Genomic DNA, 20195 nt, shown 5'->3' with positions numbered 1-20195 from the left:
ACTCCATGTCCAAAAACCCTATGGACATAACACCCTTAGGCAGGCAATTAGGTTCCCATTGGTCAGCTGCGCTAGTATCGTTGCTTGTGCGCCCCTGTAGCCCAATTGGCAGAGGCAACGGATTCAAAACCCGTGTAGTGTGAGTTCGAGTCTCACCAGGGGCACAATTCCACCCCGCAACAGAGAATGTTGTGGGGTATTAGCGTTTTCAACCGAAAGGAACCCGTCATCATGCGTCGCACGATCATCGCTTTGAGCACCGCAGCCGCCCTTACTCTGGGCGGTACCACCGTTGCTACCGCTGCGGAATCCAGCACCGACAAGGAAGTTTCTTCCAAGGTGGAAGGCTCCTCTTATTACCAGGAGCTGCGAAAGTCCGCAGCCTCCTCCGATGACCCACAGTTGAATACCCTCTACACCGTGCTTCTCGACGGCCTCGTAGGCCTCGCCGCCTTCGCCATCTTGGGCTCAATCTATGGCGAAGTGGCCAAGCGCTTGCCAATGTAGACAACGTATAACCTTCTATGGGCTGAATAGTTTGCATAAGCCCGTCGCGGAGTGAGAGAATAAGGAGTCATCTGCTCATTCCTCTCCCTCGGCACGGCATCCCCACCGAGGAGACTGTCAACGTTACTTTCGGTTTATGCACTATATTCTTAACGCCATTCGCGGCGCCCTCATTGGCATGGCCGAGCTGGTCCCCGGAATTTCCGGAGGCACCGTCGCGCTCATCGTAGGCATCTATGAACGCGCCTTGCACAACGCCAATGATCTGATTTCCGGCCGTTTCAAAAAGGTTGAATGGGGCTTCCTCGTCTCAGTCGCCGCCGGCATGTTCCTTGCCGTCTTCGGTTTTTCCACGCTGCTCCACAACTTTGTGGAAGGGCAAGTATCCTTGTCCCGCGCATTATTCCTCGGCATGGTCGCCGTGTCCATCATCGTTCCGATTAGCATGATGTCGCGTTTTACGCCCGCGTCCATAGCTGCATTCATCATCGCCACCGTCGCGATCTTCTTCGTTACCGGCTTTACTTCAACTCCCGTCGAAAACCCCAGCCTGATTGTGGTGTTCTTGGCGGCCATGGTGGCCGTATGCGCGCTCGTTCTCCCCGGCGTGTCGGGCTCACTCATCTTGCTGACGATGGGCCTCTACCAGCCTGTCATTGGCGCGGTCTCTGACCGGAACATGACCGTCGTGGGCGTCTTCGCCCTTGGCGCGGTGTGCGGCCTTGCCGCGTTCGTCAAGGTTTTGAATTACCTGCTCGATACCCACCGCGATCCGACCTTGGCCGCCATGGCCGGATTTATGCTCGGCTCACTTCGCGCATTATGGCCGTGGGGCGCGGACCAGGATGCTTCCACACCGCTTATCCTGCTCATGTTCGCGCTCGGCGGCATCATCGTCGCCATTTTCATCGTCGTGGATAGGCGCAAAGCCGCAAGTTATCAAGAGAGTTAAAGCATGAATAAGAAGAAGGCCGTCGTGGGCGCCGTCGGAGCGCTGGCCTCTGTTGCCCTCTCCGGCTGCGTCACCAACGAGGAGCCGGCGCTGCCAGAAGGCTGGTCAGAGCCTAACGTGGACGAAGTGCCCGAGATCGCCGCGATGTACCAGGACGCAGATGGGGTCCTCACCGTAGGCACAAACCCACCGTTTGCGCCTTTCGAGTTCAAGGATTCCGATGGTTCACTCATCGGTCTTGAAATGGACTTGGCCAATGCAGTCGCTCAAGTGATGGGCCTCAAATTCCAGCCGGTGGAGCAGGACTTTTCCATGATCCTGCCGGCAGTCCAGTCCGGGCAGATTGATCTCGGCGGGTCTGGGTTTACCGATACCGATGAGCGCCGTGAGAACTTCGATTTCGTCGATATCCTCTACGCCGGCATTCAGTGGGCGGAGCTCACCGACAGCCCCAACAAGGTTGATCCATCGAATCCCTGTGGCCTCACCGTCGCGGTGCAGCGCACCACCGTGTCTGAGACTGACGACTTGCGTCCGAAGCAAGAAGCCTGCGATGGGGACCTAACCATCCTTCCCTATGACACGAGTGACAACGCCGCCCTTGCGGTACTCATGGGCCGCGCGGACGCACTTTCGGCGGACTCACCAGTCTCTGCGTGGGCGGTCAACCGCTCGGATGGGCGTATGTCCATGGTCGGCGAAATGTTTGACGCCGCTCCCTATGGGTTTGCCGTACCTAAGGACTCCGAGCTCGGGCCTGCCGTGGCGGCCGCGCTCCAGCACCTTATTGACACCGGGGCCTACGCAGAAATCCTCGAAAAATGGGGCGTTACCGAGGGGCTCGTCGAACACGCAATGATTAATGAAAGGCCGATCAATGACTAATTCCTCTCTCCCGGCAGCATCGGATTCTGCGGCTTCGGCTACCCCACCAAAGATCGAAGCCCGGCCACTTCGCCACCCGTGGCGATGGGTCTTCGCCGCCCTCCTCGTTCTCCTTGCTGTGTGGTTCGTCATCTCTTCGGCACGCAACGAGGCCTTCGGATGGGGCACTTACTTCCAGTACCTCTTCGACACTCGCATCGCCACCGCCGCGCTGCATACCATCGCGATTACGATTCTGGCGATGATCATCGGCGTCGTGGGCGGCGCCGCTCTCGCCGTGATGCGTATGTCCCCCAACCCCGTGCTCGGCGGTGTGTCCTGGCTCTTCCTGTGGCTATTCCGAGGAACCCCGATCTACGTGCAGCTCGTCTTCTGGGGTCTGCTCTCCGCGCTCTACCAATCCATCAACCTCGGGTTTACGGAGATTTCTCTCACAGAGGTACTCACCAATGCATTCCTACTCTCCGTGCTCGGTTTGGGCCTGAACGAAGCCGCCTACATGGCGGAAATCGTCCGCTCCGGAATCTCCTCGGTTCCCGAGGGCCAGAAGGAAGCCAGCAAGGCCCTGGGTATGGGCTGGTGGATGACCATGCGCCGCACGGTTCTCCCGCAAGCCATGCGCATCATCATTCCGCCGACCGGTAATGAGTTCATTTCTTTGCTGAAGACGTCTTCCCTTGTGGTGGCAATTCCCTACACCGCAGAGATTTTCGGCCGCGCCACGGATATTTCCGCTGCGCTTTTCGAGCCTATCCCGCTTCTCATGGTGGCAGCGACGTGGTACTTGGCCATCACCTCGCTTCTTATGGTGGGCCAGTACTTCTTGGAGCGCCGCTTCGAACGTGGCGCCACCCGCGAGCTCACCGGCCGCCAGCTGGCTGCGCTGGCGGATGCTGAAGGAACCATTCCCCGCAACGTGTCTGTCATCCCGGAGGTAAAGAACTAATGACCACCCCAATGATCTCTGCACAAAATGTGTATAAATCCTTCGGTCAGCTCGAGGTTCTCAAGGGCATCGATCTCACCGTCATGCCCGGCGAGGTCACTTGCCTACTGGGCCCCTCCGGTTCCGGAAAATCAACCTTCCTTCGCTGCTGCAATCACCTAGAGAAGGTCACGGCCGGCCGCCTCTACGTCGACGGCGAGCTCATTGGATTCCGTGAACGCAACGGCGTGCTCTATGAAATCTCCGAAAAGGAAGCCGCCGCTCAGCGCCAAGACATCGGCATGGTGTTCCAACAGTTCAATCTGTTCAGCCACCGCACAGTACTGGAAAACATCATCGAGGCCCCCGTCCAGGTGAAGAAACAGAATCCAGAGCAGGCAAAGAAGAAAGCGATGGAACTGCTGGAAAAGGTGGGCCTCGCGCACAAGGCAGATGCGTACCCGGTGCAGCTTTCCGGTGGTCAGCAGCAGCGCGTCGCCATTGCCCGCTCTGTGGCCATGGATCCAAAGCTGATGCTTTTCGACGAACCCACCTCCGCACTCGACCCCGAGCTGGTCGGCGAGGTCCTCCGCGTTATGAAGGAGCTTGCCGCCGATGGCATGACTATGCTCGTCGTTACTCACGAGATGGGCTTTGCACGTGAAGTCGCCGACAACATCGTCTTCATGGACGGCGGCAGCGTCATTGAAACCGGAACCCCCGAGCAAGTCTTGGACAATCCGCAGCACCAGCGCACGAAGGATTTCCTCTCTTCGCTGCTCTAGCGCACCTAGCCAAGGAACCAACTGCCCTATCAACTCATCCACGACAAAACTCCGGCCAATCCGCAAAGGATTAGTGGCCGGAGTTTAGGGCTTCCACGAAAGGCACAGACGCTACTCGGCGTCCCCTTCCGCTTCACCAGTCACTGTGGGCTCTTCAGATTCCTCGGCAGAAGCCGATTCCATTGGGCTATCCGCAGACTGGGCTTGGATGACGTCATCCAACACAGCGTGGATATAAGGTGCTGCCTTGTCATTGGAGTATTCCGAGGCAAGCTCGACACCTTCGACGAGCGCGGTAGCGTTAGGCACATCCGCGTTGAAGAGGATTTCCCATACCGCTACGCGCATGATCGCACGATCGACGGCCGGGATGCGCTCGAGCGACCACTCGCTGGAGAGGTAGCGGGCGATCGCGTCATCGATGTCATCCAGTTCTTCGGCAGCTCCGCTGACGATTTCGCGGGTGTAGTCCGCGACCGGCGCCACGCCGTTTTCAGGGTCGCGGGCCAGCTCTACGCGGTCCTCAACGATGGCTACCGGATCAACATCGCGCGATTCAGCTTCGAAAAGAATATCCGCGGCGCGGCGACGTGCTCGGTAGCGCGCCGTGTGGCGCTTATAGTTTGGCTCTGGTTGGGTCATCTTAGTTGTTGACGCGAGAGAGGTACTCGCCGGTACGGGTATCAATCTTGAGAACGTTTCCGATCTCAATGAACAGCGGAACCTGAATCTCGGCACCGGTCTCGAGCGTTGCCGGCTTGGTGCCACCATTGGAGCGGTCACCCTGCAGGCCCGGTTCGGTGTGCTCCACCTTCAGGTCAACGGAGATCGGCAGCTCGCCGAACAAAGCCTCACCGTCATGGAAGGACACCTGAACGCGCATGTTCTCCAGCAGGAACTTGCCAGCGTCGCCGAACTTATCAAACGGCAGCTCGAACTGCTCAAAAGTCTTATCATCCATGACCACGTAGTTCTGGCCATCGTTGTACAGGTAGGTCATGTCGCGGCGGTCGACGTTTGCGGTCTCCACCTTGACACCAGCGTTAAAGGTCTTGTCGGTCACCTTGCCAGAGACCACGTCCTTGAGCTTGGTGCGCACGAATGCCGGGCCCTTGCCGGGCTTGACGTGCTGGAACTCAACAATCTGCTGCAGCTTGTTGTCGATCTTCAGAACGAGGCCGTTCTTGAAATCAGTGGTATCTGCCATGAAATGACTCTCCCAAATAACTTGTAGTCGAAACTATGAAAACAGTGTCTAAGCATACCGTACGCGCATCAAGTACGGCGCCAAGGGGTGCTAGCTAAAGCACCTGAAGGTCCTTCGGGTAAGCCGTAATGATCTTCGGGGCACCTGAAGTGATAATGAGGCTGTCCTCGATGCGCACTCCTCCCTTGCCTGGGACGTAGATGCCGGGCTCAATGGTCAGGGTCATGCCCTCAGCCAACGTACCCTTTCCGGTTGTGGCCGCATAAGGCCCTTCATGCACGTCGAGACCAATGCCGTGGCCGGTGGAGTGAACGAAGTAGTCACCATAGCCAGCATCGGCAATAATGTCGCGGCAGGCCGCGTCGACGTCGACAAGCTTGGCACCTGGCACCGCTGCCTTGACACCCGCTTCCTGGGCGCACAGGACAACGTCATAGATTTCGCGGGCGAAATCAGAAACCTCACCGATGACGAAGGTACGGGTGCAGTCTGAGTTAAAGCCGCGGAGGTGAGCACCGAAGTCAATCGTTACCAGATCGCCCTTGCGCAGTTCGCGGTCATCCGCACCATGGTGGGGCTTTGCAGAGTTCTCGCCGGAGGCCACGATGGTGTCGAAGCTCACGCGTTCCGAACCAAGCATGCGCATCCGGTATTCAAGGTCGGCGGCTACCTGGCGCTCCGTGCGTCCAGCGGCGACTTCCCCGGCCTCGACGAGTTCGGTCAGCGCCTGGTTTGCCAAAGCTGCGATTTCTTCGAGTTTTTGAAGCTCGACATTGTCCTTGACGAGGCGAATCTTCTCTACCACGCCGGTGACAGGCACCAGAGTAACGCCCTCCGGTTTTGCTTTCTCCAGCCGCTCAAGTTGTGAAACGGTGACATAGTCGGCTTCATAGCCAACGCGAAGGTCCTCAGAAACCTGCCCCAGCAGGTGCGGGCCCACATCGCGGCCGAGTGTGGCTTCGATATCCGGGACCTCTTCCGCAATTTGTGTGGTGTAGCGGCCGTCCGTGGCCATGAGCGCGGAGAGGTCCTTGCGCAACAGTAGACCACCATTCGAACCGGAGAAGCCGGTGAGGTAGCGCACGTGCGTCAAATGGGTGACGATGATCGCGTCGACGCGCTGACCAGAGAGCTCGGTCATGAGCTTGCGGCGGCGGTTGCTATAACGAGTATCGGCTAATGCCATGTGAGAACCACTCCATTCATTTCAAGCGATACTCCATGATAGCTAATCTGCGAGGAAGTACCCCAGTGCCGCGACATATCCATAAGAGCCAAGCCCAGCGATGACACCGCGTGCTATCGGGCTCAGGTAGGAGTGCTGACGGAATGCTTCCCGCGCGTGCACGTTGGATAGGTGTACCTCAACAAAACCTGCACCATCGGCTACTTCCGCTAGGGCATCGCGCAGTGCCACCGACGTATGCGTAAACCCACCCGGATTGATGATGACGGGCCAGCCTTCGTCGGCGGCGCGATGCACCTGCTCGATGAGCTCGCCCTCGTGGTTGGACTGGAAGAAGACGATCTCTTCCTCCCCCGCCGCTGCGCGGACGCGACGCTCGATGTCCTCTAGGGTTTCGCTGCCATAGATTTCTGGTTGGCGCTTGCCCAGACGGTTGAGGTTCGGGCCGTTGAGAACGAGAATGGTCATGGCAAACTCCTTAAGCTTTTATGAGGCGAGCTGCGCATAGGCTGCGCGCAGCTCGTCGACGGTAGCATCTTCCAAGCGCGTGGTTTCCCCGATTCCCGTGAGGGCCACAAAACGGATGTGGCCACCGCGGTTCTTCTTGTCATGGCGCATGCCATCCAGCAGCTGTTCGAAATGGCCCTGCTCATAGGTTGTGGGCAACCCAATTCGGGTGAGAATGTCGCGGTGGGTGACTACCAGGTTGGCGTCGATAAGCCCGCGTGCGTGGGACAAGTAGGCGATGAACATCATGCCCACTGCTACCGCGCGGCCGTGGCGCCAGGTGTAGTTTTCGCGGCGCTCTACGGCGTGGCCGAAGGTGTGGCCGTAATTGAGGGTTTCGCGCAGCCCCGATTCCTTTAAGTCCTGGCCCACCACGTGCGCCTTGACCGCGATGGAACGCTGGATGAGCTCGGGCAGCAGGCCGTCGGGGTCCAAGCAAGCGGCAGGATCCGCAAGGTAATGCTCGATGATGCGCGGATCATGGATGAAGCCAGTTTTGATGATCTCCGCAGAACCGGCGACGATTTCGTCGGCAGGTAGGGTGCGCAGGTGGTCCAGATCGACAAAGACTGAGTCCGGCTCGTGGAAAGCCCCAACAAGGTTCTTGCCTGCGGCAGTGTTAATACCTGTCTTTCCACCAACGGCCGCGTCCACCATCGCGAGCAGTGTAGTCGGGGCCTGAATTACTGGGATACCACGCATCCACGTCGCTGCGGCAAAGCCTGCCAAGTCGGTCACGGCCCCGCCGCCGAGACCAATAACGGCGTCACGGCGGCTGAAACCAGCCTCCCCGAAGGTATCCCAAAGCCGGGCAAGTACATCGAGCTGCTTAGCTGCCTCTGCATCAGGTACCTCGACCAGAGTTGCCTCTATTCCCTGTGCACGGGCTTGCTCGGCGAGGTCACCGGCAGCCTGCGCGAGCGGCGGCTGGTGAATGACCGCCACCTTAGCCGCTCCAATGTCCGCCACGCGCCCAATCACTTCTGTGCTCAGACCAGTGCCAATTGTGACCTCATAAGGTGAAGGTCCTTTAACCGGAATAGTGTGCATGAGTAGTGCTCCTTTGGCTGGGCTAGCGGTGATTGTGCGGCTTCATCATGAGGTTAAAGCAAAACAGCCGGCGATTTAGAGGGTTTCAAGGAAACTCAGAATATCGCCCACTACCTGTTGCGGGGAGCGCACACCAGTGCGCACCTTCAAATCAGCTACCTCCGAGTAAAGGGGGCGGCGCGCCTCCAAAAGCTGGGTATAGTGCGCCAATGGATCTGCAGATTCCAACACGGGGCGGTTCGCATCACCCAACGTGCGGCTTACGCCTTCTTCCGGCGTGACATCGAGGAATACGACGGTCAGGTTATCGAGCAAGGCACGTGTGGATTCGGTCAGCACTGCTCCGCCGCCGAGGCTCACGACCCCAGTGGTGGCCAGTGCCTCGCGCACCGCTTCTGCTTCTACCTCACGGAATGCCGGCTCACCCAGTTCAGAAAACACTTCACCGCAGGCCTTGCCGTAGCGGGCCTCGATCAGATCATCAGAATCAACAACGTCACAATTCAGCGCCCGCGACAAACGGCGGCCAATCGTAGTCTTTCCGGAACCGGGAGGCCCAACTAAGACAACGCGTGGGGAGCTCATGCTTCACCCCAATCCAAGCGGCTTGCCACATAGTCCTGGTAGGAGGCGATGTTCCGCTTAGTCTCAGCGAGGCTATCTCCACCAAACTTTTCCAACACGGCGCGCGCGAGGACCAACGCCACCATTGCTTCTGCAACAACACCAGCAGCAGGAACCGCACACACATCGGAGCGCTGATGGATGGCAGTCGCCGCTCCACCTGTGGCCATATCCACCGTCTTCAAGGCGCGCGGAACTGTGGAAATCGGCTTCATCGCCGCGCGCAAGCGCAGCGTCTGGCCGTTGGTCATTCCACCTTCTAGACCGCCCGCCCGGTTAGTTTCTCGATCCACGCCGCGATCGGTTCGGACCATCTCATCATGAGCCTCGCTTCCGCGACGGCGGGCCTCAGCAAAACCATCACCGACTTCAACGCCCTTGATGGCCTGAATGCCCATCAAGGCGGCGGCGAGCTGTGCGTCGAGACGGTCCTCCCCTGACGTGTGCGAGCCCAAGCCAATTGGCAAGCCCTCCACGATGACCTCAACGATGCCGCCAAGGGTATCGCCTTGCTTCTTAGCGGCTTCAATCTCTGAGATCATAGATTCCTCTGCGGCCTTATCGCAGGCCCGAACCGGAGAAGCATCGATGGCCTCGATTTCTGCAAAGCTGGGCGACGGGCCTTCATAGGGCTCAGAGGCACCAATCGAAATCACGTGGGAGAGTACTTCGACTCCCAAGGTTTCACGAAGGAAGTTGCGTGCGACGGTGGCTGCAGCCACGCGGGCGGCGGTCTCGCGCGCGGAAGAGCGCTCCAGGATGGGGCGCGCCTCCGAATGATCAAACTTCACCATGCCGGCAAAATCGGCGTGGCCGGGGCGCGGGCGGGTCAGCGGGGCGCCGCGACCGGAAGCCATAGCTTTAGCGGACTCCGGATCCTCCGGATCCAAGGCATCGGGCGACATGATGGTGGTCCACTTTGGCCACTCAGTGTTGCCGATCATGATGGCGATAGGACTGCCCAGGGTCAAGCCGTGGCGGATGCCGCTGAGCAGGGTGAGGTCATCAGCCTCAAACTTCATGCGCGCGCCACGCCCATAGCCAAGGCGGCGGCGAGAGAGCTGGAGAGCGATGTCGTCTTGGGAAACGGGAACCCCGGCCGGCATGTGCTCAATGAGTGCAATGAGCGCTTGACCGTGAGATTCACCTGCGGTAGTCCAACGAAGCATGCGGACTATTATCGCATGCCAGGGCTTCTTTCGTGGTCACTAGGCCAACTATCACACCGTGTTGGGGCTAAAGAACACGACGAGAGCCGCAGCAAACAGCATCCCGGGACCATGCGCAGGCGCCCTATCCCGCGTGATGATTCCCCACAACACGGTGCTGAGAGCCGCCCCCATCATCGCCAACGCAACCCCTGGTAGGCCCGCTGCGTGGGCGGTCACCATTCCCAGAGGCAGAGCTAGCTTGAGGTCGCCCCCGCCCACGCTTCCTGTACGGCTAAACCAGGCCACTAACACGTAGAGCCCTATCCAGAGCAGGCCCGCCAAACTGAACCAGCACAACGATAAAGCCGCGGCCGGCAGCGTCAGATAATTAGGCAAGCGCTTAAAACGCAGGTCATAAACAATTAAGGCGCACCCCCACGCCAAGAAAAGCACATCCCCCATAGCCCGCAGCCTACCGCGCGGAAAGACAAGGCGCACGCGGTCGTTGAGAGCGAATTGCCTAGGGCAGCTTGAGCGCCTTGTTGAGCGCCGTCAACATCTCTGCCCGTGGAGCGGTGTGCCCTGTAAACTGCTCGAACTGCGAAAAGGCCTGGTTGGCCAGCATGACGTGCCCGCCGACTGTCGGGTAGCCGTCGGCAGCGGCATAAACGGTCAACGGAGTTGGCCACGGATCATAGATAACGTCAAATACCGGAGCTTTGGCCAGCTGCGTTAGGTGCTCTTCCAAGGCGGCGGAGGGAACGGTGGAGACCACGAGATCTACCGAACGCGCAAGCCCCGCGAGATCATCGCTGAACGTTGCCACGTGGAGGGTGAGGCCAAGGTCATCAGCCAGCGGGCGCAGCTCGGCGATGCGGTCGGAGCGATTGAGCACCGTAACGTCCTGCACACCGCGCTGGGCTAGGCCCCACAGGACAGGCCGTGCGGTTCCACCTGCTCCGATGAGCAGTGCCGTCGACGGTTGGGACCTTCCAAGCAGCTCGTCGAGCGCGCCCAGAACTCCCTCGGTATCCGTGTTATCCGCACGCCACCCTTCTTCGGTGCGCACCAGGGTATTCGCGGAGCCGATGAGCTCGGCGCGTTCGCTGACGATGTTCGCGCAGGCGAGTGCGTCGAACTTGAGCGGCATGGTGACCGAAAAGCCGCGGTACTCCTCCCCCGCATTGGCGAGGAAGGCAGCTAGGTCCGTCGCCTCAATCTTGGTGTAGTCCCAATCCTCCAAATTCACAGCTTCATAGCCTGCGTTATGGAGGACCGGGGACAAGGAATGAGCGACAGGGCTGCCCAGAACTGCGGCGCGGGGCATCAGGTTACTGCTCCTCGGCCGGTGGCTCGTCGGCCGGTGGCTCGCCAGCGCCTTCGCGCTGGCTGTCAAGGATGCCGGAGCGAACAGCGTCATCGACGTTGGCGAGGTGCTCGTCGTAATTATCGGTAAACACCGTGGTGCCCTTGTCGTCGACGGTGACGAAGAAGAGCCAGTTGCCCTCCGCGGGGTTCTCCATGGCCCCGATGGCTTCCTCCGAAGGAGAAGCAATCGGTGAATCTGGGAGACCATCCTTCGCGTAGGTATTCCAAGGAGTCTCGCGGTGGCGATCCTCATCGGTAGTGGCCAGCTCAACATCCTCGAGGCCATAGTTGACCGTGGAATCCAGCTCAAGGCGCATCGGCTCATCAAGGCGGTTGAGGATTACACGGGCGACCTTGTCAAACTCACCGGCCGGGGACTCGCGCTCCACCAGCGAAGCCGCAGTAAGAAGCTCGTAGGGCTTGAGGCCAATTGCCTGGGCGCGGTCAACGATATTGGTGTCGTTGTACTTCTTCGTCGAACGTGTGATGAGATCCGTCAGGATCTCCTTAGCGTCCATGTTCGGATCGAGGACGTACTGGCCCGGAGCGATAAGGCCCTCAATACGCTTGGGGTCCTCACCGCGGGCACGAATTTCCTCCAATGCCCACTCCGGCGCACCCAGCTCAGCAGGATCCACCGTGGCCGCGATCTTCTCCAGCTCCTCGGCGGATACGCATTCGCCCTCCTTGCAGGAGACCTGAGAAATCAGCGAGTAAATACCGTAGCGGACATCACCGCCGACCACGTTGACGTCGAGAAGCGTAGCTCCGCCCTGCACGTCGAGGAGGTCAACCATGTTGCCCTCATCAAGCAGCGCTTCGACGGCAGACTTCGCGCTCATCTCCTCCTGAAGGCGGTAGAATCCAGGCTTAATTTGGCTCGCGCGCGGATTCGAGTTGGCCGCAGAAGAGAAAGCTTCGGGCGTCTTCACCACGTTCTTCTCCGCCAATTCAGGTGCCAGCTCGCTCATCGACGAGCCCTCCGGAACCTGAACAAGCTGGGTTACTCCATTGCCCTGCCCCTCATAGTCCAAGGTGCTGCCCCCTCCCAACAGGCGGAAACCAATGTAGCCAAGTCCACCGATGATCAGGACCAAGCTCGCAATGAGCACGGCCATGCCGCGCTGACGGCGCTTGACATTTTGGGGTTCCATCGAGCGTCCGATGCGTGAAGGTTTACGGCTCACGTACTTCGTCTCCTACGTTTGAAGGGCTGTGGCCGTTCAACGCGAAATGGCGCGCATCCAGCCAGGATTGCAAAATTTCCACCGCGGCTGCTTGGTCAATCACCGAGCGACCTCGCTTCTCTGACACGCCAGAGGCCCGCAATGCGGAGGAGGCGACCACGGTAGTAAGGCGTTCATCCACCATACGCACGGGCGGAGGTTCTTTCATCCTGTCATCTTTTGCCAAGCGGCGGCGGATACGAAACGCGATTTCCTTGGCATGTTTAACACTTGATGAACCATTGCCCTTGAGATCACGCGGCAAACCAACGGCTACCTCAACGACGTCATACTCGTGAATCAGCTCAAGCAGGCGGTCAATATCGCCCTTGTCGCGGTCTTTAAACCCGGTCTCACGCCGGACGGTTTCGACCGGCATGGCCAAGCGCGCGTCCCGGTCAGAGACCGCCACGCCGATGCGGACGGTACCAACGTCGAGGCCCAAACGGCGCCCCGGGCCGGGATCGTCCACGCCTGGTTTGTCGGGTTCTACGGCCATCGTGCTCCTCCTGATTCTGCGAGTCAGCTACAACTGCACGCCAACTAGGGCGAGTTCGTTAGTGGGCTTCGAGCTCATCACGGACGGCGTCGAAGGCCTGCTGGAGACCTTCAGCGTTGGCGCCGGAACCTTGAGCCATATCGGGCTTTCCGCCGCCCTTGCCGTCAACATAGCCAGAAATAACCTTGACGAAGTCACCAGCCTTGACGCCGCGCTCGACGGCAGGCTTAGTGGCGCCAACGATGAACGGGAGCTTGCCGCCCTCGTTCTCCGATGCCAGGACAACCACACCGGCGACATCACCGAGACGGTTCTTGATATCCGAGGCCAACGTGCGCAGATCACCGCCGTTTACTCCGTTAGGAAGTTTGACCGATACGAGGGTGAAGTCATTAACGGTGGTCGCACCAGAAATCATCTCCGCGGTCTGCGACATGAGCTGGGCCTTGTGCAGCTCCGCAATCTGCTTCTCAGCGGCCTTGAGCTTCTCCGTCAGCTGCGCGATGCGCTCCGGAAGATCCTCAGTTTGGACCTTGAGCTCGCGGGAGACACCCTCCACAAGGGCGGTCTCCTTGGAGTAGTAGCGGAATGCATCCAGGCCCGAATAAGCCTCGATACGGCGCGCGCCCGAGCCCACGGAGGATTCACCGAGGACAGAGACCGGGCCGATTTCTGCAGTGTTCTTCACGTGCGTACCACCGCAGAGCTCGATGGAGAACGGGCCGCCCATCTCCACGACACGGACCTCGGAACCGTAGTTCTCACCAAAGAGGGCCATCGCGCCCATCTCCTTGGCCTTCTCCAAAGACGTCTCGATGGTATTGACCGGGAAGTGCTGGTCCACCGCCTGGTTCGTCACCAAAGCGATCTCATCGAGCTGCTCCTGGGTGAGCTGGTCCGTGTAGTTGAAGTCAAAGCGCAGGTAGCCGGGTCGGTTCAAGGAACCAGCCTGGACTGCAGTCGGGCCTAGCACTTGGCGCAGGGCTGCGTGGATAAGGTGCGTCGCCGAGTGCGCCTGCACGGCGCCGTGGCGCCATTGTGCATCAACGGCAGCCGTCACGCCGTTGCCCAACTCAAGCCCACCGGCGGTCACCGTAGCCTTGTGCACCCACAGCTTCTTGCCAATCTTCTGCACATCGTTGACTTCAAGGAGGGTCTCGCCCGCGAAGATTCGACCATGGTCGGCGGTCTGGCCACCGGCTTCAGCATAAAGCGGCGATTGGTCCAGGATTACCTCGACGGTATCTCCTGCCTCGACCTCGGTTACCTTCTGACCATCGCGCACAAGGCCGATGACCTTGGCCTCAGATTCCAGGGTCTCATAGCCCGTGAACAACGTCGGGTGGTTATCCACCCACTCGCGGTACAGAGACAAGTCTGCGTGACCATGCTTCTTGGCCTGGTTATCGGCCTTGGCGCGGCGGCGCTGCTCGCCCATGGCGGCGTCGAAGCCGTCCATATCTACGGTCAAACCGGCTTCCTGAGCCATTTCCAAGGTCAGGTCGATGGGGAAACCATAGGTATCGTGCAGTTCAAAAGCCTTCTCGCCGGAGAGGACCTTCGGGGTGGCCGCACGAGAGGTGCTCTTCAGTTCCTCCACGGCTTCGTCGAAAAGCTTGGTGCCTGACTCCAGCGTCTTCAGGAAGGCCTTCTCCTCCGCCACGGCAACGCGCAGGATACGCTCGCGGTTATCGGCGATCTCCGGGTAGGACGGAGTCATGGTGTCCATGATGGTGTTCATGAAACGCTCCATGGTCTCCCCCTTCGCACCAAGCAGCTTGGCGGAGCGGATGATGCGGCGCAGCAAGCGACGCAGAATGTAGCCACGACCCTCGTTACCGGGGGTAACGCCGTCCAAAATGAGCATCATGCCGGTACGCGAGTGGTCCGCCACCACGCGGAAACGGATCAGGTCTTCCTTCGGCGCATCCGGAACGTACTTCGCACCGGTAAGCTCCTCGGCTACGTCGATGACCGGGCGCAGCAGGTCCGTCTCGTAGACGTTGTCCACGCCCTGCAGGATGCAGGCCACGCGCTCGATGCCCATGCCGGTATCGATGTTCTTCTTGGGCAGCTCGCCCACGATCTCGAAGTTGCCCTTGCCGATGCCTTCGCCGCGCTCGTTCTGCATGAAGACCAAGTTCCAGATCTCCATGTAGCGGTTATCGTCCGCAATCGGACCGCCATCCTGGCCATATTCCGGCCCGCGGTCATAGTAGATCTCAGAGCACGGACCGCACGGCCCGGGAATACCCATGGACCAGTAGTTGTCTTCCATGCCGAGGCGCTGAATACGCTCGGTGGGCACGCCGATCTTGTTGTGCCAAATATCGGCCGCCTCATCATCGTCGAGGTAGACCGTGACCCACAAACGCTCCGGGTCGAGGCCCAAACCGCCTTCATCGACGGAGGTGGTCAGCAGGTTCCAGGCGTGGGTAATTGCGCCTTCCTTAAAGTACTGGCCAAAGGAAAAATTACCCGCCATCTGGAAGAAGGTATTGTGACGGGTGGTAATGCCCACTTCCTCGATATCCAGGGTGCGCACGCACTTCTGGATAGAGGTCGCCGTACCGTTAGCAAAAGGCGGGTTCTGCTGGCCCAAGAAGTAGGGCTTGAAGGGAACCATGCCGGCGTTAACGAAGAGCAGGTTCGGGTCATCCAGGATCAGCGACGCGCTGGGGACGGCCTCGTGGCCGGCCTTGACGAAGTGCTGGGTAAAGCGTTCCCGGATCTCATGAGTCTTCACGAGCAAAATTCCTTCACTGTTGAATGGTTTCTAGTCAGCGCTCAACTTTACCCGTCCGGTGCTGTGCTTAGCGACGCCGCCCCCGGATGATGTCCCGCAGCCTTCCCAGGTACTCGCGCACACGCTTCTCCGCGCCATGGTCGGTGGGGTGATAATACTCGGCATCCGCCAGCGTCTCCGGCAAATACTGCTGGGACAGTACACCGCGCGGATCATCATGCGGGTACTGATAGCCCACTGCATTGCCCAAGCGTTTCGCTCCCTCATAATGGCCGTCGCGCAGGTGCGCGGGCACATGCCCGCTCTTGCCGGCGCGAACGTCGGCCTGGGCCGCGTTGATGGCGTTGATAACGGAATTGGATTTCGGTGCCGTAGCGAGATGGATTGTCGCCTGAGCCAGCGGAATACGCGCCTCGGGTAATCCGATAAGGGCCGCGGCCTCCGCTGCGGCCACGGCAGTGGGCAGCGCGGTGGGATCAGCCATTCCGATGTCTTCGGAGGCATGCACGATAAGCCGGCGGGCGATGAAACGCGGGTCTTCGCCTGCCTCAATCATGCGGGCCAGGTAATGCAGCGCGGCATCCACGTCGGAACCGCGGATGGACTTAATAAACGCGGAGACCACGTCATAATGCTGGTCGCCGTCGCGGTCATAGCGCACCACCGCGTGATTGACGTTTTCTTTGAGAACCTCAACGGTGAGTTCACCGCCATCGGGCACTGCCTCGGCCGCCGCCTCAAGATAGGTCAGTGTGCGCCGAGCATCGCCCCCGGCGAGCAGCACCAGCTGGTCTAGAGCATCGTCCGTTGCGGTGATCCTTCCCGCCAATCCCCGCTCGCTGGTCAATGCGCGCTCGGCGAGGGTGCGCAGGGAGGCGTCGTCCAGCGGCTCCAAGTGCAGCAACAAGGAACGCGAAAGCAACGGCGCCACGACGGAAAAGGAAGGGTTTTCGGTAGTGGCGGCCACGAGCAGCACGGTGCGATTTTCGACGGCCGCGAGCAGCGCGTCCTGCTGAGTCTTGGAGAAGCGGTGCACCTCATCGATGAACAGCACGGTGCGGCGCCCTTGAATCAGCTCACGGCGGGCATGGGAGATCACCTCTCGAACCTGCTTCACGCCGGAGTCTAGGGCGGAAAGCCCAATGAAGTTATCTCCCAAGGAAGATGCGATGAGTGAGGCCAGCGTCGTCTTTCCGGTTCCCGGCGGTCCGTACAGGATGACGGAGGCCTCGCCTGAGCCTTCCACCAGCCTACGCAGCGGGGTTCCCGGCTCCAGGAGGTGCTTCTGCCCCACTACTTCATCGAGGTTTTGCGGCCGCATGCGCGCGGCCAGCGGCGAACCGGGGTGGGTTGCAAACATATCGGGGCCACCCGGCAGGCTTGGCGCTGACTGGTCATCGCCGAAGAGTGACTCCTGCCCCATCAGGGCTCCCGGAGTCGAGAGGCCACGGCTCGCCCAAACTCGGCGACCGCGGAGCACCCGTCATTGCTACATTGCGCGGCAAACCGCGACAGCGCTTCGAAGGTCTCATAAAGATCGCGCCGAATCAGTATTTCATCCTCGCTGAACGGACCATGGTCGGATCGACGAAGCAGAGAACGGTGCGGGTCACGGTAGATCTCAGCGTTGCCTTCCGCCAACGCGACGACCCCTTCGATCCCGCCGGCATACATCGTGGTCACGCTCGACAGAGCCCAACCGATGAGGCAGGAGACGAGCAACTCGTGCAGCGTCTTCTCATCGGCGAGCTGCGGCCAGACATCGACAATGCGGCGCTGCCAGGCATGGATGAAAAGCCCCGCCTCGGCATCAGTGATCGGCCGAGAAAAAAGAAACTGCGGGAAGCCGGCCACCACGCAGGCCACGTCAAAGCCGACGTTGCGGAAACCGGCCCACTCATAGTCCAAGAAGGTCAGCGTTGAGCCGACGATGATGTTGTCTGGGGACAGGTCGAAGGGAGTAAAAGCGCGGTTGCGGCCAGAACTCAGACTCTGCATGGCGGCACGGGCCAATGTGCGGACGTGTTCCGGCGGTTCCAGTCCTGCCTCGCTGAGGATATCCGCACCAATCAGAATGGAGCTCTGCAAGGAATCATCGCGCAATGCCTGGTGCTCGGCGTATTCGGGATGCCGACGTAACTGGCGCTTGAGCAGGGCGTCATAGTCTTCTTCGCGCCCGGCAGTCCCAGCATGCATTTTGCCCAACGCGCTGCCCAGAGCCCTGAGCAGCTCGCCGCGGTCTTCATCACCGCTGCGCGCAAGGGTGTCCGCCAGGGTGTCGCCTTCGCCGGCGTCGGACAGCACAAGAATGCGCTTGTCCACGTCGTGTGCGAGCAACACAGGTCCTGGGCGGACCTCCTCAGACAGCGCCGTGGTGAACTGATAGGCCACCACTTCACGGAGAAGCGCGGCGTCATCAATAGTGTGCCCGGTGACCGGGTTGTACTTGATGACGACCGAACGATGCGGGAAGAAGGCGCTGGGAGTCGTCCGAGCACGAAGTACCACGGCATTGCCCGAGCCGGTGAGTTGCTCAACGTCACTCAGCTCAGGCTCCCCGCCATAGCGGCGCGAAATCATCTGTGAGGCTTCTGCTACCACGGCATCAGCCACAGAATTATTCATGGACTCGTGTCCCGTCGGATTCACTTGCTTGCCTGCTTCCACTTGTTGTCGGCCCAATGAGGTACACCCATGGTGTGGGGCCTTTAGGACTCCTTCCCAGCCTTTTCACCCTGGGCTGCCTTCGCAGCCTTCTCCGGCTTGAAGTCCACACCGGTCTCCTTGCGCTGCGCGGCGGGGATGGTGCCGGGGGCGTCGGTCAGCGGGTCGACGCCGCCACCGGACTTCGGGAAGGCGATGACATCGCGGATGGACTCGAATCCACCGAGCAGGGAGACGATGCGATCCCAGCCGAAAGCGATGCCGCCGTGTGGCGGAGCACCGAACTGGAAGGCGTCGAGCAGGAAGCCGAACTTCTCCTGCGCTTCTTCTTCGCCGATGCCCATGACGTCGAAGACGCGCTTCTGCACATCCTGGTCGTGGATACGGATGGAACCGCCGCCAATCTCATTGCCATTGCAGACAATGTCGTAGGCATAAGCCAGGGCCTCTCCCGGGTTCTGGTCAAAGTTATCCAGGTACTCCGGCTTCGGCGAAGTGAAGGCGTGGTGGACTGCAGTCCACTTGGAGTGGCCCAAAGCCACGTCACCCGAGGCGGTGGCATCGGCGGAGGGCTCGAAGAGCGGTGCGTCGACGACCCAGGTGAAGGCCCAGTCGCCGTCCTTGATGAGGTCGAGCTTCTTCGCAATCTCACCGCGAGCTGCGCCCAGCAGCGCACGGGAAGCCTTGGTCTCGCCGGCAGCGAAGAAGATGGCATCGCCCGGCTTGGCGCCGACGTGGGCGGCAATACCCTCGCGCTCGGCATCCGTGATGTTCTTGGCTACCGGGCCACCCAATGTGCCATCCTCGGCAACGGTGATGTAGGCCAAGCCCTTCGCACCGCGCTGCTTTGCCCACTCCTGCCATGCATCGAACTGGCGGCGCGGCTGGGAGGCTCCGCCTTCCATGACGACGGCACCGACGTATTCGTTCTGGAAGACGCGGAAGGTGGTGTCCTTGAAGAAGTCCGTGCACTCCACGATCTTGATGTCGAAGCGCAGGTCCGGCTTGTCGGAACCGTAGTACTTCATGGCATCGGCATAGGTCATGCGCGGGATGGGGGTCTTGATTTCGTAGCCGATGAGCTTCCACAGGGCGGAGACGATCTCTTCCGCCAGAGCAATGACATCATCCTGGTCCACGAAGGACATCTCGACGTCGAGCTGCGTAAACTCCGGCTGGCGGTCAGCGCGGAAGTCCTCATCGCGGTAGCAGCGAGCGATCTGGTAGTAGCGCTCCATTCCGGCGACCATGAGCAGCTGCTTGAACAGCTGCGGGGACTGCGGGAGTGCGTACCAGCTGCCCGGCTTCAGGCGCGCCGGCACGAGGAAGTCACGGGCGCCCTCCGGGGTGGAGCGAGTCAGGGTCGGGGTTTCGATCTCAGTGAAATCGTGGCTGTCCAGCACCTGGCGGGCAGCGCGGTTCGCGGCCGAGCGCAGGCGCAGTGCATCGTGCTGGCGCTCACGGCGCAGATCCAGGTAGCGATACTTCAGGCGGGTCTCCTCACCGACCTCACCGGAGGAGGATGGATCATCAATCTGGAACGGCAGCGCTGCGGACTTGTTGAGTACCTCCAGGTCCGTGACGTTGACCTCAATCTCGCCGGAGGCCAGGTTCGGGTTAGCCGAACCCTCCGGGCGGGGCTCCACGACGCCAGTGACCTTGACGCAGTACTCGGAACGCAGATCGTGGGCGCGCTCAGCTACCTCGGTCTCGCGGAAAACAACCTGGGCAACGCCGGAGCGGTCACGCAGGTCAATGAAGATAACACCACCGTGGTCGCGACGGCGTGCGACCCACCCCGTCAGGGTGACGGTCTCCCCCGCCAACTCCTTGCGCAGTTCGCCTGCCAAATGTGTACGCAGCACTCTCGTTCAATCCCTTCTCATCGTTGACGCTCACACCCACTCACGCCA

Annotated in this window: 20 protein-coding genes and 1 tRNA gene; 6 read left to right on the top strand and 15 right to left on the bottom strand. The window is 60.3% G+C overall.

Translation table 11 applies throughout. From position 1 onward, the window contains the following. The first annotated feature begins 90 nt into the window (after window positions 1-90). The 6 genes from HMPREF2822_RS05855 to HMPREF2822_RS05830 all read left to right on the top strand — a co-directional run bounded on the left by HMPREF2822_RS05855 (window position 91) and on the right by HMPREF2822_RS05830 (window position 4054). A tRNA-Leu gene (locus tag HMPREF2822_RS05855) sits at window positions 91-164 on the top strand. Window positions 165-231: 67 nt separating this feature from the next. Continuing rightward, window positions 232-507: a hypothetical protein gene (locus HMPREF2822_RS05850; protein WP_070522228.1), complete on the top strand. Its 276-nt coding sequence runs from the start codon at window positions 232-234 to the stop codon at window positions 505-507. Between the two features lie 136 nt (window positions 508-643). Next, window positions 644-1459: a DUF368 domain-containing protein gene (locus tag HMPREF2822_RS05845; RefSeq protein WP_070522225.1), complete on the top strand. Its 816-nt coding sequence runs from the start codon at window positions 644-646 to the stop codon at window positions 1457-1459. 3 nt (window positions 1460-1462) lie between these two features. Beyond that, window positions 1463-2344 (top strand): ABC transporter substrate-binding protein, encoded by an 882-nt coding sequence (locus HMPREF2822_RS05840; protein ID WP_070522222.1) that lies wholly within the window; start codon window positions 1463-1465, stop codon window positions 2342-2344. After that, the gene (locus tag HMPREF2822_RS05835) at window positions 2337-3290 is read left to right on the top strand and encodes an amino acid ABC transporter permease (RefSeq protein WP_070522219.1); all 954 of its coding nucleotides are present in this window, start codon (window positions 2337-2339) and stop codon (window positions 3288-3290) included. Before HMPREF2822_RS05840 ends, HMPREF2822_RS05835 begins: the two co-directional genes overlap by 8 nt. Continuing rightward, on the top strand, window positions 3290-4054 hold the full coding sequence (locus HMPREF2822_RS05830) for an amino acid ABC transporter ATP-binding protein (protein WP_070522216.1): 765 nt from the start codon (window positions 3290-3292) through the stop codon (window positions 4052-4054). The genes HMPREF2822_RS05835 and HMPREF2822_RS05830 overlap by 1 nt, the downstream gene beginning before the upstream one ends. A gap of 111 nt (window positions 4055-4165) precedes the next feature. Here the strand turns inward: HMPREF2822_RS05830 and nusB are convergent, their stop codons facing one another. From nusB to aspS, 15 genes are all read right to left on the bottom strand, one after another. After that, entirely contained in the window at window positions 4166-4696 is a 531-nt protein-coding gene (nusB, locus tag HMPREF2822_RS05825; protein ID WP_070522213.1) for a transcription antitermination factor NusB, read from the bottom strand. A 1-nt stretch (window position 4697) separates the two neighbouring features. Continuing rightward, on the bottom strand, window positions 4698-5261 hold the full coding sequence (efp, locus tag HMPREF2822_RS05820) for an elongation factor P (protein ID WP_070522210.1): 564 nt from the start codon (window positions 5259-5261) through the stop codon (window positions 4698-4700). Window positions 5262-5355: 94 nt separating this feature from the next. Further along, on the bottom strand, window positions 5356-6447 hold the full coding sequence (locus HMPREF2822_RS05815; protein ID WP_070522207.1) for a M24 family metallopeptidase: 1092 nt from the start codon (window positions 6445-6447) through the stop codon (window positions 5356-5358). A 42-nt stretch (window positions 6448-6489) separates the two neighbouring features. Beyond that, complete coding sequence (gene aroQ, locus HMPREF2822_RS05810) at window positions 6490-6915, bottom strand: type II 3-dehydroquinate dehydratase (protein WP_070522204.1); 426 nt, start codon at window positions 6913-6915, stop codon at window positions 6490-6492. An 18-nt stretch (window positions 6916-6933) separates the two neighbouring features. Next, window positions 6934-8004, bottom strand: a complete 1071-nt coding sequence (gene aroB / locus HMPREF2822_RS05805; protein ID WP_070522202.1) for a 3-dehydroquinate synthase — start codon at window positions 8002-8004, stop codon at window positions 6934-6936. 75 nt (window positions 8005-8079) lie between these two features. Continuing rightward, the gene (locus tag HMPREF2822_RS05800; RefSeq protein ID WP_070522199.1) at window positions 8080-8589 is read right to left on the bottom strand and encodes a shikimate kinase; all 510 of its coding nucleotides are present in this window, start codon (window positions 8587-8589) and stop codon (window positions 8080-8082) included. Continuing rightward, a complete protein-coding gene (gene aroC / locus HMPREF2822_RS05795) occupies window positions 8586-9797 on the bottom strand; it encodes a chorismate synthase (RefSeq protein WP_070522195.1) in 1212 nt (403 codons plus the stop codon). The genes HMPREF2822_RS05800 and aroC overlap by 4 nt, the downstream gene beginning before the upstream one ends. A 51-nt stretch (window positions 9798-9848) precedes the next feature. Further along, window positions 9849-10241 carry a prepilin peptidase gene (locus HMPREF2822_RS05790; protein WP_070522192.1) on the bottom strand — a complete coding sequence of 131 codons (393 nt, stop codon included), beginning with the start codon at window positions 10239-10241 and terminating at the stop codon, window positions 9849-9851. A gap of 58 nt (window positions 10242-10299) precedes the next feature. Next, window positions 10300-11106: a shikimate dehydrogenase gene (locus HMPREF2822_RS05785; RefSeq protein ID WP_070522189.1), complete on the bottom strand. Its 807-nt coding sequence runs from the start codon at window positions 11104-11106 to the stop codon at window positions 10300-10302. Window positions 11107-11110: 4 nt separating this feature from the next. After that, window positions 11111-12301, bottom strand: a complete 1191-nt coding sequence (mltG, locus tag HMPREF2822_RS05780) for an endolytic transglycosylase MltG (protein WP_070522186.1) — start codon at window positions 12299-12301, stop codon at window positions 11111-11113. Window positions 12302-12323: 22 nt separating this feature from the next. Beyond that, entirely contained in the window at window positions 12324-12872 is a 549-nt protein-coding gene (ruvX, locus tag HMPREF2822_RS05775; protein ID WP_070522183.1) for a Holliday junction resolvase RuvX, read from the bottom strand. Window positions 12873-12930: 58 nt separating this feature from the next. Beyond that, complete coding sequence (gene alaS / locus HMPREF2822_RS05770; protein WP_070522180.1) at window positions 12931-15618, bottom strand: alanine--tRNA ligase; 2688 nt, start codon at window positions 15616-15618, stop codon at window positions 12931-12933. A 67-nt stretch (window positions 15619-15685) separates the two neighbouring features. Then, complete coding sequence (locus tag HMPREF2822_RS05765) at window positions 15686-17041, bottom strand: replication-associated recombination protein A (protein ID WP_070522177.1); 1356 nt, start codon at window positions 17039-17041, stop codon at window positions 15686-15688. Continuing rightward, on the bottom strand, window positions 17041-18243 hold the full coding sequence (locus HMPREF2822_RS05760; RefSeq protein WP_070522248.1) for a phosphotransferase family protein: 1203 nt from the start codon (window positions 18241-18243) through the stop codon (window positions 17041-17043). Before HMPREF2822_RS05760 ends, HMPREF2822_RS05765 begins: the two co-directional genes overlap by 1 nt. Window positions 18244-18326: 83 nt before the next feature. After that, window positions 18327-20147 (bottom strand): aspartate--tRNA ligase, encoded by a 1821-nt coding sequence (gene aspS / locus HMPREF2822_RS05755; RefSeq protein ID WP_070522174.1) that lies wholly within the window; start codon window positions 20145-20147, stop codon window positions 18327-18329. Window positions 20148-20195: the final 48 nt, after the last annotated feature.

It is taken from the genome of Corynebacterium sp. HMSC062E11, from assembly GCF_001811845.1.
In the GTDB taxonomy this organism is placed as follows: Bacteria; Actinomycetota; Actinomycetes; order Mycobacteriales; family Mycobacteriaceae; genus Corynebacterium; species Corynebacterium hesseae.
The sequence above is the reverse complement of the archived record's forward strand: the minus strand, read 5'-3'. Positions and strand labels throughout refer to the sequence as shown.